Source organism: Marinoscillum sp. 108, assembly GCF_902506655.1.
GTDB lineage: Bacteria > Bacteroidota > Bacteroidia > Cytophagales > Cyclobacteriaceae > Marinoscillum > Marinoscillum luteum.
Window position 1 is genome coordinate 3,545,765 of the sequence record NZ_LR734808.1, and the last position, 14,265, is coordinate 3,560,029.

12 protein-coding genes are annotated in these 14,265 nt (G+C 44.7%); 10 read left to right on the forward strand and 2 right to left on the reverse strand.

Going from position 1 to position 14,265, the window contains the following annotated elements; genetic code table 11:
• Nucleotides 1-2 precede the first annotated feature (2 nt).
• From GV030_RS14430 to GV030_RS14445, 4 genes are all read left to right on the forward strand, one after another.
• Nucleotides 3-260 (forward strand): DUF4834 family protein, encoded by a 258-nt coding sequence (locus GV030_RS14430; protein WP_159583222.1) that lies wholly within the window; start codon nucleotides 3-5, stop codon nucleotides 258-260.
• 112 nt (nucleotides 261-372) lie between these two features.
• Entirely contained in the window at nucleotides 373-1,212 is an 840-nt protein-coding gene (gene accD, locus GV030_RS14435; RefSeq protein ID WP_159583224.1) for an acetyl-CoA carboxylase, carboxyltransferase subunit beta, read from the forward strand.
• Between the two features lie 129 nt (nucleotides 1,213-1,341).
• Complete coding sequence (gene nqrF / locus GV030_RS14440) at nucleotides 1,342-2,640, forward strand: NADH:ubiquinone reductase (Na(+)-transporting) subunit F (RefSeq protein WP_159583226.1); 1,299 nt, start codon at nucleotides 1,342-1,344, stop codon at nucleotides 2,638-2,640.
• A gap of 117 nt (nucleotides 2,641-2,757) precedes the next feature.
• On the forward strand, nucleotides 2,758-3,924 hold the full coding sequence (locus tag GV030_RS14445) for a formimidoylglutamase (protein WP_159583228.1): 1,167 nt from the start codon (nucleotides 2,758-2,760) through the stop codon (nucleotides 3,922-3,924).
• On the opposite strand, the gene GV030_RS14450 is transcribed toward GV030_RS14445, so the two are convergent.
• Together GV030_RS14450 and GV030_RS14455 are read right to left on the reverse strand one after the other, a co-directional pair.
• Nucleotides 3,921-4,112: a PspC domain-containing protein gene (locus tag GV030_RS14450; RefSeq protein ID WP_221413347.1), complete on the reverse strand. Its 192-nt coding sequence runs from the start codon at nucleotides 4,110-4,112 to the stop codon at nucleotides 3,921-3,923. The genes GV030_RS14445 and GV030_RS14450 overlap by 4 nt on opposite strands.
• A gap of 7 nt (nucleotides 4,113-4,119) precedes the next feature.
• Nucleotides 4,120-4,401, reverse strand: a complete 282-nt coding sequence (locus tag GV030_RS14455) for a hypothetical protein (protein WP_159583232.1) — start codon at nucleotides 4,399-4,401, stop codon at nucleotides 4,120-4,122.
• Nucleotides 4,402-4,709: 308 nt separating this feature from the next.
• Here GV030_RS14455 and GV030_RS14460 point away from each other — a divergent pair, with 308 nt between their 5' ends.
• From GV030_RS14460 to GV030_RS14485, 6 genes are all read left to right on the forward strand, one after another.
• Complete coding sequence (locus tag GV030_RS14460) at nucleotides 4,710-5,156, forward strand: hypothetical protein (protein WP_159583234.1); 447 nt, start codon at nucleotides 4,710-4,712, stop codon at nucleotides 5,154-5,156.
• Between the two features lie 594 nt (nucleotides 5,157-5,750).
• The gene (locus GV030_RS14465) at nucleotides 5,751-6,881 is read left to right on the forward strand and encodes an amidohydrolase family protein (RefSeq protein ID WP_159583236.1); all 1,131 of its coding nucleotides are present in this window, start codon (nucleotides 5,751-5,753) and stop codon (nucleotides 6,879-6,881) included.
• A 152-nt stretch (nucleotides 6,882-7,033) separates the two neighbouring features.
• A complete protein-coding gene (locus GV030_RS14470; RefSeq protein WP_159583238.1) occupies nucleotides 7,034-8,776 on the forward strand; it encodes an ATP-binding protein in 1,743 nt (580 codons plus the stop codon).
• Between the two features lie 178 nt (nucleotides 8,777-8,954).
• On the forward strand, nucleotides 8,955-9,548 hold the full coding sequence (locus tag GV030_RS14475; RefSeq protein WP_159583240.1) for an RNA polymerase sigma factor: 594 nt from the start codon (nucleotides 8,955-8,957) through the stop codon (nucleotides 9,546-9,548).
• A 154-nt stretch (nucleotides 9,549-9,702) separates the two neighbouring features.
• Nucleotides 9,703-10,758, forward strand: coding sequence for a FecR family protein (locus tag GV030_RS14480; protein WP_159583242.1), 1,056 nt, complete (start codon nucleotides 9,703-9,705; stop codon nucleotides 10,756-10,758).
• Between the two features lie 123 nt (nucleotides 10,759-10,881).
• Nucleotides 10,882-14,265 (forward strand): TonB-dependent receptor, encoded by a 3,384-nt coding sequence (locus tag GV030_RS14485; RefSeq protein WP_255465436.1) that lies wholly within the window; start codon nucleotides 10,882-10,884, stop codon nucleotides 14,263-14,265.

A 14,265-nucleotide genomic window follows, 5' to 3' on the forward strand; every position in this document is an offset into this window, starting at 1 on the left:
CTATGTTAAAATTCTTGTTGATAATAGCCCTCATATCTTATTTGATCTATCGAGTAGGAGGGTTTCTTTTCAAAATACTCTTTTTGGGCGCCCAGCAGCAGCGTCAACAATACCAAAGTACAGGACAAACTCATCAGCAGCATGCCAGAAGGCGTGCTGCTGGAAGTAACCTGGACATCGACTATGTCCCTGGCGATCGAAAGAATGAGAAAAAAGATTTCAGAGGCGGGGATTATGTTGATTATGAAGAAGTTAAGTAAAATCTGACTTTTTCTGAATAGATCAATGCTGCGGCATGATTTAGAAAAGCGAATGACTTCCTCTCAAATTACCCAACATCACTTAGTTTTGCAGTTCACTTAAAATCGGCATATGGCTTGGTTTAAAAGACAAGACAAAGGAATCAACACTCCTACGGAGAAAAAGAAAGAGGCCCCAGACGGACTCTGGTATAAAACCCCAAGTGGCAACATCATTCACATGCGCGAGCTCAAAAACAATGCTTACGTATGTCCTGATGATGATTATCATGTAAGGATTGGCTCCAAAGAGTACTTCGAAATTTTGTTTGATGACAATCAATTCACAGAGCTGGACGCTGAGCTCACCTCTGGTGATCCGCTCAAATTTATAGATACCAAAAAGTATCCTGAGCGTATCGCGGCAACGCAAAAAAAGACGGAGCTGAAAGATGCCGTAAGGACGGCCTATGGCAAAATGAACGGTCGTGAAATCACCATTTGTTGTATGGATTTTGCCTTTATTGGTGGGTCTATGGGATCAGTGGTAGGTGAGAAAATCGCAAGAGGGATCAATCATTCTTTAAAAAAGAAAGTCCCTTTTCTGATGATTTCCAAATCTGGGGGTGCCAGAATGATGGAAGCGGGATTTTCGCTCATGCAGATGGCTAAGACTTCTGCAAGACTGGCATTGCTTTCGGAGGCCAAGATACCTTATATCTCACTGCTTACCGACCCCACCACTGGCGGGGTGACGGCATCATATGCCATGCTGGGGGATTTCAACATCGCTGAACCTGGTGCACTGATTGGCTTTGCCGGCCCGCGTGTGATCCGGGAGACCATTGGCAAGGATTTGCCGAAAGGTTTCCAAAGCGCTGAATTTGTAAAAGATCATGGCTTTTTGGACTTCATTGTGGATCGGCGGCAGCTCAAAAGCAAGCTGACCTCCCTGCTAAAAATAATCTATTGACCAGGTGAACATTTGGTCAAACATACTGTTACCAAACCGAGAACTAAATAGACTTATTCTGCCTTTATTCAGAATAGTTTATCACTTATATTTGCTTCAATTTAAGTTCAATCAAAAGGCTTCAGCCCTATGTCATCAGTCATAATTACGTCAATTATTGCCTTTACCGCGGTAATTCTCCTGTTAGTGTTTATCCTGCTTTTTGCTCAGTCCAAGCTGGTGCAATCTGGCCCGGTTAATATCATCATCAATGGTGATGAGGCTAATCCGATCACCACTTCAGCCGGATCTACGCTACTTTCTACACTTTCTGGTCAGAAAATATTCTTACCATCTGCATGTGGTGGGGGTGGTACCTGTGCCATGTGTAAGTGTAAAGTGGAAGAAGGGGGTGGTGATGTGCTGCCAACCGAGGTAGGGCATTTGAGTCGCACAGAGCAGAAGGAAAAAGTCCGACTTTCATGTCAGGTGAAAGTGAAGCAGGATATGAGAATAGAGATACCAGAGGAGATTTTCGGTATCAAGAAATGGGAAGCGACCGTAGTGAGAAACTACAACGTGGCCTCATTTATCAAAGAATTTGTTGTAGAAATTCCTGAAGACATGGACTATCAGGCGGGTGGCTATATTCAGATAGAGGTACCTGAGTGCGAAGTGGACTTCAAAGACATGGACATTGAGGCTCACCCTGAGGAGCACGATCAGCCGGATAAATTCCAGCTGGAGTGGGACAAGTTTGGGCTTTGGGATCTGAAAATGAAAAACACGGAGACCATCGAGCGTGCCTATTCTATGGCCTCTTATCCTGCAGAGGGAAGAGAGATCATGCTGAATGTGAGGATCGCTACACCTCCGTTTGACAGAGCAGCCAATGGCTGGATGAAAGTAAATCCAGGGATTGCTTCCTCTTATATTTTCTCAAGAAAAAAAGGAGACAAAGTAACTATATCAGGTCCTTATGGTGAGTTCTTCATCAATCCATCTGACGCAGAGATGCTTTATGTAGGTGGTGGTGCGGGTATGGCTCCTATGAGGTCTCACTTGTATCACCTCTTCAAGACCTTGAAGACCGGTAGAAAAGTGACGTACTGGTACGGGGGTCGATCTAAGAGAGAATTGTTCTACCTGGATCACTTCTTTCAGTTGGAAAAAGACTTCCCTAACTTCAGTTTTTTCCTTGTGCTCTCTGAGCCACTTCCTGAAGACAACTGGAAAGTGAAAAAAGATATTCATGATAAAGAAGGTGACGGTTTCTTAGGTTTCGTTCACCAGGCGGTGATCGATCAGTACCTGAGCAAGCACGACCAGCCGGAGGAAATTGAATTGTATTTCTGTGGACCTCCATTGATGAACGCCGCTGTTCAGAAAATGGGAGAAGACTATGGAATCCCTGATGAGAACATCCGATTCGATGATTTCGGAGGGTAATCCGATGAAGAAAATGGAAAGGGAAAGCGAAAGTTTTCCCTTTTTTTGTGCCTGATCCTCCGTGGCAAATAGCCTCGGATTTTTTAGTAGATTTGTTTTGAATATAGCCCTCATTCAATGGACCTGAAACTGTTTTTTGATCCTATTTCCAGGGAAATAGACCTCTCCAAGTTACCCACTTCAGCACTGGCACACTCTATTTATATCAACCAGGAAAAGATGCCCGAGATAGATGACAAAGACATAGCCATCATTGGGTTACAGGAGTCCAGGGGCGCTGAGGAGGGAAATCAGGACGGAATTTCTCGCTCGGCCACCGAAATTCGCAAAAGTCTTTATCAGCTCAAGAAAGGGTCAGGTAACTTCAGGGTGGTGGACCTGGGAAATTTCAGAAATGGACCTGAATTGGAAGATACCTACCAGCGCTTACAGGAGGTATGTGCTCATCTCATGGAGCAAAATATTCTTCCATTGATCATAGGCGGAAGTCACGACCTTGATATTGGCCAGTATATGGCTTACGAAAATCAAGACAAGATTATCACCATGCTCAATATTGACAATAAGCTGGACCTGACGGACCCGAAAACAGGTATCCCCAGCCAATCGCACGTTCACCGGATTTTCAAGCACGACCCTAATTTCTTATTCAACTATTACCAGCTGGGGCATCAGTCTTATCTGGTGGAAGAAAAGGAAACTGAACTACTTGAGAAGCTCTATTTTGAGGTAGTCCGACTGGGGATGGTGAAGGAGAACATTAAAGAGCTAGAGCCCATCGTGAGAGATGCAGATATGGTGAGTTTTGATATCTCGGCTATACAGGCTCATTACTGCCCCGGAGCTACAGATGCCAAGGTTTATGGGCTCACTGGCGAGGAGGCCTGTCAGATCTGCTGGTATGCCGGGCTCAACGATAAGTTAAGCTCTATTGGGTTTTATGAATACGATGTAGCCAGGGATACCGAGGACCGCAAGACAGCTTTTGTTCTGGCCACCATGATCTGGTATTTCATTGAAGGCTTTTATAATCGCAAAGGCGATAAAAACTTCAGGTCAAATGATTATTTGGTCTATGAGGTAGCCCTTGGCGGGGAGCCTTCCACCATCCGGTTTTATAAAAGCAAGATTTCTGAGAAATGGTGGATGGAGGTACCCCATCCGGAGGAGACTTCAGGTTTTCTGCGAAGCAGAATGGTCCCCTGCAGCTATTCAGATTATCAGATGGCTCAGAGCGGTGAAGTGCCCCACAGGTGGATTACCACCTACTCTAAGATGATTTAGTACTGCTCGGGTACCACAATCCAGAGGATTATGTACACCAGAATCCCCGGGAAACCCACGCTCAAAGCAGACAATACGAGGTATCCTATTCTCACCAGAGTAGGATCCAGGTCGAAATATTCAGCGATTCCCCCACAAACACCAGCAAGCATTGAGTCTTTCTTGGATCGATATAGTCTTTTGGTCATTTCCATTTTATTTGTTGTTTAAATATGGCAGATTTCTGGTAAAAATGTGCAGTAATCTGGTTCCGGAATTGAATTTTGCGCCGGAAGATGAGCCACTGGTTGGTTGTGATTCCGCTTCATTAGCATCCACTTCAGCCACTTGTTCCTGATGTTCGGGAGCTGGCATGTTGATGTTGTCTGCTGTGAAAATCGGGCTATTCATTGTCATTATCAATGCAATGATCACTCCCAGAATAATGAGTAGTGTTTTCGCTTGCCCCCTTTTGATATTTGTATTTTTTCCTAACATGACATTGTCCTATTGGCAATGGTTGTGCCAAAAAGTATAAATATCTGTAAATAAGTGACTTACGATATTTCCTTGCATAGATGTCACCCGTATACTGTGCGTTACCGGACAAAATAGAAAAGGGATGTGTTCGGTATCAGTCATTCGCCATGGTGGGGTCCAGGTATTTTCATTTAGAGAGCTATATTCTCAATATGGGAAAATAAACGGACTCCTGAAAATTATAACTATTTGGTATACAGTGTTTTGTGATTTCGGTGCGATTATTTCTTATTGGAGAGCATTGTTGAATTAAAAAATCGAAAAAAATGAAACCTACTAAGCCCGTTATGAATACATTTTTGAAGCTTTTTGGAGTGGTTGTTATGGCCGTACTGGTCGTGGCTTGTTCTGGTAAAAAGGAAAAGGAAACCCCTGAGGATGCCATGACTGAACTAAAGGATTCTTTTGAAGAAGAGAAAAAGGATCTGAAGTACGAGTTGGAAGAGATCAAACTGGATGTGGAGAAAGAGTTGGACAATCTGGATGACAAGATCGCTGAGGCAACAGATCAAAATAAAACACTTTTGGAGAAAATGAAGGCAGATCTCAATGAAAAGGCCGATGACCTTGACCGTGCCATAGATAAGGTGGAAAACTCAACCAAGCAGGCGTGGAATGATACCAGGGAATTTGCCGCTGAGACCTCAGAGGATGTGAAGAGTTCACTTAAGGACTTTGGCGAAAAGATTAAAGAAAAGTTCAGTAACTCCTAAAATTTAGGAACTAAATAGTAGAAAGTGAAAAGCCATTCCGAATTTCGGAATGGCTTTTTTGTGTTGAACATGTGCCGGGTGTATTGATTTTATTGGATCAAGCAATATTTGTGTGGGTATCACTTCAGAGTTTATATTTTGCAAAACTGAAAAAAATCCACTGTAGATCCAGAAAAGTAAGGGCACAAAGGCGGGTGGGGCATCCAAGGCAAGTGTGAATCATTTTGACTCCAGAAAATTTTTAAAAAAAGCCAAAAACGATGAGTCGAAATGATTTTTTGCGTTGGTGCCTTTTCTTTTGCTTCGTTTTTCTTTGGGCAAGCAAAGAAAATGAAGGGTAAGTAGCCGATCAGTTGGATTGAGTCATATGAGGTGCCAGATTACGGATCACTATCCATCTTTAATACAATCACCCCACAGATTTTCGGGTTGATCCATTTTATTGAAGACAAAGGCGACCTATCGTATAAGCATACCTCACTTTTGTCTCAATAATGATAAAAGATGCCTGTTTCACTTGGTCTAATATCGGATAATTCAAATCTTTACTGGAAAGGTGTACGTTACCTACATTGTCACTTTACTTTCATCCTTATGAACAGAATATTTACCCTGGCCTTTGCCCTTGTTTTAAGTCTTACCCTATTTGGTCAGGAGTCTGACTCTGAACCTGTGATGGATTTCGAGCGCTATGATCCCATTTCCTCCCTTGTCGTGCCAGAGCATCCGGTTACCCGGGCCAGGTTCCCTTTTATTGATGTGCACAGTCACCAGTGGAACCTCACAAAGGACAGGATCGCCAAGATTGTTGGGGAAATGGATACGCTGAACATGGGGATCATGGTGAACCTGAGTGGCAGGGGATATGACAGGGAAGCGGGCGATATTGGTAGTCAGGAGTATCTGGCCGGTATGACCAGTCGTATAGCGGGCGAAGCTCCGGGTAGAATTGTGGTTTTCACCAATGTTTCCTTCAAAGAAATAGGTAATCCGGGATGGTCTGAAGAGGCCGTTCGCCAGTTGGAAGAAGATGTGAAAAACGGTGCCAAAGGGCTGAAAATTTACAAGAGCCTCGGGATGGGAATCAACGATGTGAATGGGAATCGGGTGGCCATAGATGACCCCAGGATTGACCCTGTTTGGGCCAAATGTGGTGATTTGGGGATTCCGGTGATCATTCATGCGGCAGACCCTAAGCCGTTTTGGGACGATCATGACGAGAAAAACGAGCGCTGGCTGGAGTTGAAACTGCGGCCAGGCAGAAAGAGGAGTACTACTGACCCGGCTCCCTGGGAGCAGATCATAGCTGAGCAACATCATATTTTTGCTAAACACCCGGGGACCACTTTCATCAATGCACACATGGGATGGATGGCCAATGATCTACAGGCTTTGGGAGACCATTTGGACCAATATGCCAATGTGAATGTGGGTATAGGGGCTGTGATTGCTGAGTTGGGGAGACAGCCACGAGCCGCCAAAGCATTTTTTGAACAATATTCAGATAGAATTTTGTTTGCCAAGGATGCCTATAATCCAGAGGAGTACTACACCTATTTTCGGGTGCTGGAGACTGCCGACGAGTATTTTCCGTACTACAAAAAGTACCATGCTTTTTGGCGTATGTATGGGCTGGATTTATCTGATGAGGTGTTGAAAAAGGTATATTACAAAAATGCCCTCAGAATCATTCCGGGGCTCGATGCATCGCTTTTTCCAAAATAGCAATGCGCTTTGAGGTGATCCATGGATGTGATTTTTGAGAGAGAATGCATGCCAAAAGTTGGATTATATCGATATGAATACCCGACTCATCTAAAACCTTAACCCTTGATGAGTGCAATTTCCTACATTTATTAATTCTCAGAGCCAGGAAATTGACACTCAAAAAATTCATACCGTCATTAGGTACCAACGTTCCCATAGAGGTCAAACTCTTTGAGGTCACTTTGATATTGACCATCCTGATTCTCTATTTCTGGCTCGTATTTGGTTTTTTTTCCGGGTATGAGAATGCCATCATGGTGATTTACCTTGGTGGAGCTATCACTTATACAGGTTTTTATATAGCGCACAAAAGATGGGCAGTCTTTAGAATGATGACTGTCGGATATTACAGCCTGCTTTATCTTTTGCTAGGCCTGGCCTGGTTACCTTCTGGTGGTGTAATGGGCTCTATTCACAACATGTTTGCGCTCATTTTCTTATCTGGGTTACTCATTCTCAAACCCAAAGAGTTTAGGCTTTTCATAGTGGTCTCTCTCACGATGGTACTTGGTTTTACGGTCTTTGAAATTGTCAATCCTGATGCAGCTAGACCCTATACGGATGAAAGGCAATGGATGATTGATATTGCTGTGTCTAATGCCCTGATGCTCTCGGTACTTTCTTTCACTTTGTTTTTTTATAAAAAAGAATATGAGAGGGACAGGGAAAGATTAAAAGCATCTAACATCTCCCTAAGTAGAGAGAAGTTGCGTGCCGAGTCGGCTGATCGCATTAAGACCAGCTTTTTGACTAATATAAGTCATGAGATCAGAACACCACTCAATGGAGTGCTTGGCAATCTCGATCTTCTGAAAAGGACCAAACTTTCTCCAGAACAGGCCCTTCTACTTAAGGACATGAGCCATTGTAGCGATATTCTGCATGGACTTATTTCGGATCTACTGGACATCACTATGATAGAAGAAGAGGGGATGGTCCTGCAAGAGGACAGAATAGATCTGCACATGGTGGTGTCTAATGTGATACAGTTTTTTATTCCGAAAGTGGCTTTAAAGACTGGAAATGTTTCCATCAATTATCATTCGGACAAGCGAATCCCTAAGTACCTGAGAGGTGACCTTACCCGAGTACGTCAGGTACTGATCAATCTCGTAAACAACGCAGTGAAGTTTACCGATGAGGGGGAAATCAATATCCGCTCAGTACTTTTATCTAAAACTTCCCGACAGGCCGAGATTAAAATAAGTGTTGCTGACACGGGCATGGGAATTCCCGAGGCTCAGCGAGCTCATATTTTTAACAGATTTCATCGGGATGATAACAACCCTTCTTTGGAAGGCATAGGCCTTGGTTTGAGTGTTTGTAAAAAGGTGGTGGAAGCCATTGGTGGGGAGATTGGGTTGGAGAAATCAGCGGAGAAAGGGTCGTGTTTTTACTTCATTCTCCCGTTCAAAATTGAAGGGTCTAAGTGGGATGATCCTGAAATTGAAGAACCTACCATCAACAAGTATTCTCACCTGAATGTACTGGTAGCTGAAGACCAGCAGGTGAACCAGCTCGTTACCAGAAAAATGCTCCGAACATTGGGCGTGAGTAATGTGGAGATTGCTGAGAATGGGAAGAAGGTGGTGGAAATGGCTGCATTGAAAGCCTATGATTTTATACTGATGGATGTGCGTATGCCCATCATGAGCGGAATAGAAGCTACACGCGAAATTCTCAAATCCGCAAGCTCCAGACCTCCTGTGATTGTAGCCGTGACGGCCAATGTCACCAAACACGAGATGCAGGACTGTTTTGAGGCCGGAATGAGGGACTTCATCAGCAAGCCCTTTAGCCTTGAGGTGTTGCGATCCTCTTTCGAGAAGTTTCTGGGTAAGGAAAAAGCCTGACAAACCGGTGAGGTGGCTCAGCCACAGGACTGAGCGTTGATTTTTTTCCATGTACGCGCTCATTTCTTTCCGATCCTCCCGTTTCCTTCAAAATTGAAAATTTTGAAAATATCTTTAACTTAATTTTTTGATGTGTAAAATCTGATGGTTATTTACCATTGGAATTACAATAGGTTTAATGAAGTCTAGAGAACTCTATATTGCTTACAGTGTGCGAAGGGACCATGATCTCTGGCAAGACCTTTGCGCGGGAGATAGAAACGCTCTGGATTATATTTACTACTCTCAGGTGCCGGCCCTTTTGTCTTATGGTCGCTACTTAACACCCGATTCCACACTCGTGGATGATTGTATTCAGGACCTTTTTGTGGATTTGTGGGTGAAGCGGGATCGTCTGGGACCGGTTCGCACCATCCGATTTTACCTGATGAAATCCCTTAAGCACAGAATAGTCAGAGAACTACAAAACCAGAAGAAGCGTAGGAGTCTGACCGAATCAGAGGGTGCTTTTGAGGAACTGGAAGATCCCAATCCATTTTTTTCTGCCGGCCAGTATCAGCCAACATCCGCTGTAGTGGAGTGCCTGAATAAGCTCTCACCTCTCCAAAAGGAGATCGTCTATCTGAAATATTTCAATGGACTGAGCTTCGATGAAATTGGCGATATCCTTGAGTTGGACAAAAAACAGCTCTACAACGCCCTTTCCAAGGCCATGCACAACCTCAGAGGAATGCTGAAATTGGCAGTGCTAATGATTTTGCTTGTTTATTGATAAATAATCAATAGATCAAGTCATATTCTACATAAATCATTAAATCATCACTATTTCGTTGTTGTTGTTGCAAATGTTTAAAAATTTCTTCTTTTCCGGGGAGTAATTTGAGCATGCGCTGTATCTGTAGGATATAAAAGCTCAAAATACCTACGTGAAGACCTGGAAGAAAAAATACGATGATTATAACCTGGAGGATTTGCTCCTGGACGAGTCTTTCATTTCCTGGGTTCAGGGAGGGAAAGAAGCGTCGAGTCCCTGGAAGTCCCGTTTGCTGGAGAGTCAGAAACTCAGTGAAGAAGCTGCCAAGGCTGAGGAGATTATCGGACAACTCCAATGGCGCGAGTTTCAAGGAGACAATAAACGAATTGAAAACCTCAAAGATAGAATTGACATTAGAATAAGAGCGTCTGACGTAAGAGATGAGTTTGGCGCTTATCAGGAAAAGCCAGCCTCATCCAATTGGTACAGGCTTCTGGCTGCTGCTTGTCTTGCACTACTCCTGATGGGGTCTATTGGGTACTACCTCGCCAATCAGAATCCTGTGGTGGAGAAAAACCTGTCTCAGGAAGTAGAGGTCAGAAATACCCGCAATGGTCAGAAGCTGATGGTTCATCTCAACGATGGCTCCAAGGTGAAGCTCAACTCAGGAAGTACCATCAAATACCAGAAATACTTCAGTGATACCAGCAGGGTCATTGAGCTGCAGGGTGAAGCATTCTTTGAAGTGGCCAGGGATTCACTGAGGCCATTCAGGGTAGTGGCTGGAGGTACGGTCACCGAAGCACTCGGTACCTCTTTCAATATCTACTCGGAGATGGGTGACCCCACCAAAGTATCACTGGTCACGGGGAAAGTTTCTGTGACCTCCACCAGTACTCAGGAGCAGGTACTTCTCAGGCCGGGGCAGATGGTTAAGGCGCTGGCCGGCTCTCTGGGGTCTGTAGCTTCTTATGAATATGGTGAAATAGCCTGGAAGGATGATGTGCTCTTTTTCCTCAGATGCGATCAGGGTGAGGTGTTTGAAAAACTGGAAAAGTGGTACGGGGTAAACTTTCGAATCGAAGGAAAGCTAAGTGGAGGATGGAACTACTCGGGGAGTTTTGATGGCCAGACCTTACATGCAGTGCTTACGAGCATCGGATATGCAGAAGACTTTACTTTTCAGATAAAGAATAAAGAAGTTGTGATCAAACCCAAGACATTATGAGATGAATGACGGCTAAAAAAAAGAAGGCTTTCGGAAGCCGAAAACCTTCAGATGTGATTACCCATTGGCGTGACGTAATCACAAAATAGTTTAACAATTGGACATTATTAAACATGTAAATATATGAAAATATTTATACAGCAATCCCTGTATTTAATGAACTGGATGCTTAGAATTTTTATGATACAGGCGGTTTTTGCCACCGTTCTGTTTGCCAATAATGGAAATGCTCAGTACAAGAGCGTCAAAGATATCCATGTGAACCTTTCATTCAATGATACGGAATTGATCGAGAGTTTTTCTACTGTGGAGCAGCTGACAGACTTGACCTTCTCTTATGACCACCGAGTGTTGGATAAAAATCAGAAGCGTCTGACTTATGCCAGTAAGGGAGCTACCGTAGAGGAGTTTTTACTCTTTTTATCCAAAGAATACGGGCTCACCTTTCGCCAGGTCAATAATGTGATTAGCACACAGAAAAAGAAAGCCCCTTTTACCAGGGATGAAGTGGAAGTGATCATTGGGGAAGTTACCATCAAGGGAAGGGTGACTGATGAAAATGGTGAAGGACTTCCCGGGGCTACCATTACTATCAAAGGTTCTTCACAGGGAACCATTACTGACGTGGAAGGAAACTTCACCCTCTCTGTTGAGGAAACTGCACAGGTCTTGGTAATTTCTTTTGTGGGTTATGTCACCCAGGAGGTGAGTATTGCTGGGGCCACTGAGGTGAATGTCTCCATGGAACCTGATTTTCAGGGCCTGCAGGAAGTAGTGGTCATTGGTTATCAGACGGTGCAAAAGAAAGATCTTACGGGATCCACAGCTATTATCAGTCCGGAATCCTCAGCACGGGTTACCGCCAACTCATTGGCAGAATCCATTCAGGGCCTGGCACCGGGTATCACCGTTAGAAACGGAGGAGCGCCAGGGCAATCTTCAGTTATTGAAATCAGGGGAGTGGGTAGTTTTGCGGACATCAATCCCCTTTATGTCATAGATGGGATGCTTGCAGATGCCAATCCTACCATCAACACCAATGACATTGAATCCATTCAGATTTTAAAAGATGCCTCTGCTGCTGCCATCTATGGCTCCAGAGCGGCCAATGGGGTGATCATCATCACCACCAAGCAAGGCAAGGCCGGCCCTATGAAAGTGAGTTTTTCTGGTAAAAAGGGTGTGCAACAACTGCCCAACAGATGGGATGTGATGAACAGCACAGAATTTGCGGCCATGCAAACTGCACAATATGAAAACTCGGGATTAACACCGCCAGCACTGGTGGGCACCGACTTTGATCCCAATGTGAATACCGACTGGCAGGATGAAATCATCCGAATGGGAACTTTACAAGACTACAACGTGAGTCTTTCAGGAGGTTCTGGCAGTGGTACTTATATGATTTCCGGAAGTTTCTTTGAAAACGAAGGGGTGCTCAAGGGAAGAGATTTCGAAAGATACAGCTTCAGGGTAAACAGTACCAGCAAAATAGGTCGGGTGACCTTTGGAGAGAACGTTCTTCTTTCTCATTCAATTACCAACACCCCTGATGCCGGAAATCCATTTTATGATATGCCGCAACTCCTGCCGGTGATCCCTGTTCAGGGAGAGGACTACGTCTCAGAGGGTAACCCTTCAGGTTGGGGAATTGGGTCAGTCAATGCACCCTCTTATGCCTGGAACCCGGTGGCCATTCTGGATTTGAGCCAGCGAAACAGTCAGTATTCCAAACTGGTTGGGAATGCCTATATCAATGTGAAAATTACTGACTGGATCAGCTATAAGTTCAATGCCGGGCTGGAAGCCAGCTTTGATTACTCCAAGTACTTGAGAAAAGATGGGGTGTGGTCGTTCAATGCAGCGGTCTATCCAAGTTCTGTGGCGGACACCCGATCTACCTGGTTCAGCAAGCTTTTTGAACACACGCTTAATATCAACAAGGAGATTGGAAAGCATTCGCTGAATGCGGTGGTGGGTATCTCGCAACAGTCCTCGCAAAGGGAAGAAACCTTTGCACAGCGAAGCGAGCTACAGCAGTTCAACGGTCAGTATCTCAACACCATCAACTCAGCTACCGGAGATCCCACAGCCAGCGGATCCAGAACGTTGGATAATTTCATTATGGGCTATATGGGCCGGATCAACTATGTATATGATGACCGATACCTGCTCACACTTACTGGAAGAATTGATAAAAACTCGAGGTTTGCAGAGGACTATCGCACGGGTGTATTTCCTTCTATTGCTGCCGGATGGAGAATCAGCGAAGAAGGATTTTTCAACGTGCCTTTTATTTCCAACCTGAAACTTACTGGCTCTTATGGTCAACTGGGAGTGATCCCGGGTCAGGTAGGCTCATGGGATTACCTGGGTAACCTCAACAGCAACCCCAGGGCTATTTTTGGTCCCGATCAGGCGGCCAATGTAGGTGCCTATCAGGCGCGGATTGCCAATACGCAACTGAAGTGGGAAACAAGGATTTCGCAAAACGTAGGGGTAGAAGCAGGGCTATTGGATGACCGAATTTTGTTTACAGCAGAGTGGTACAACTCCCTGTCGCAGGATGCCATTTTGCAGATTCCATTGCCTCAGTACCTTGGCAACTTAGGGGGAAATCCTTTTGTGAATGCCGGATCCATCCGCAACCAGGGACTGGAAGTGAGTGCCGCTTATCGCAAACGTGAGGGCGCTTTCAAGTGGGATGCCTCAGTCAACTTTACTACCATCAAAAACAAAGTGGAAGATGTGGGAAATCAGGGTGAGGGAATTGACTATATCCCAACAGGATTGACCAGATCCAAGATAGGAAGACCTATCTCTGAGTGGTACCTCCTGAAAACAGCCGGAATTTTCCAGAGTGCTCAGGAAGTGCTGGATCACACCACGGCAGATGGCACGGTTATACAGCCGGCGGCCCAGCCTGGTGACATTCGTTTTGTGGATGTAAATGGTGACGGACAAATCACCGAAGACGACAGAGACTACAGTGGAAAGTCACCATGGCCTACACTTCAGGCCGGAGGTCAGTTCAATGCCTCCTACCAAAACTTCACCCTGAATCTCCAACTCATTGGGGTATTCGGCAACACCATTTACAATGGCGTGAGACAGGTGTTAGATGGTTATCAGAATACCAACTTCAGAAGGGATATTCAGCCCTGGACTGAGGACAACCCCAACACCAGTGACCCGAGGATTGGAGTGGCTACAGATGATGTGGCGCTCTCGCAAAATGCCACCAACAGTACCAGGTGGCTGGAAGATGGCTCTTATTTGAGGATCAGAAACCTGGAATTGGGTTATAATTTCTCAGATCATTTATTTGGGGAGTCTGGTATTCAAAATGCAAGACTCTACCTGAGTGGACAAAACCTGCTCACATTCACCAAGTATTCAGGATTGGATCCAGACGTGGTGGGCAATGGAATTCTTGAGCGCGGCTTTGATGCAGGCAACTGGCCATCGAGCAGGGTTTATTCTTTAGGACTTCAATTTCAATTTTAA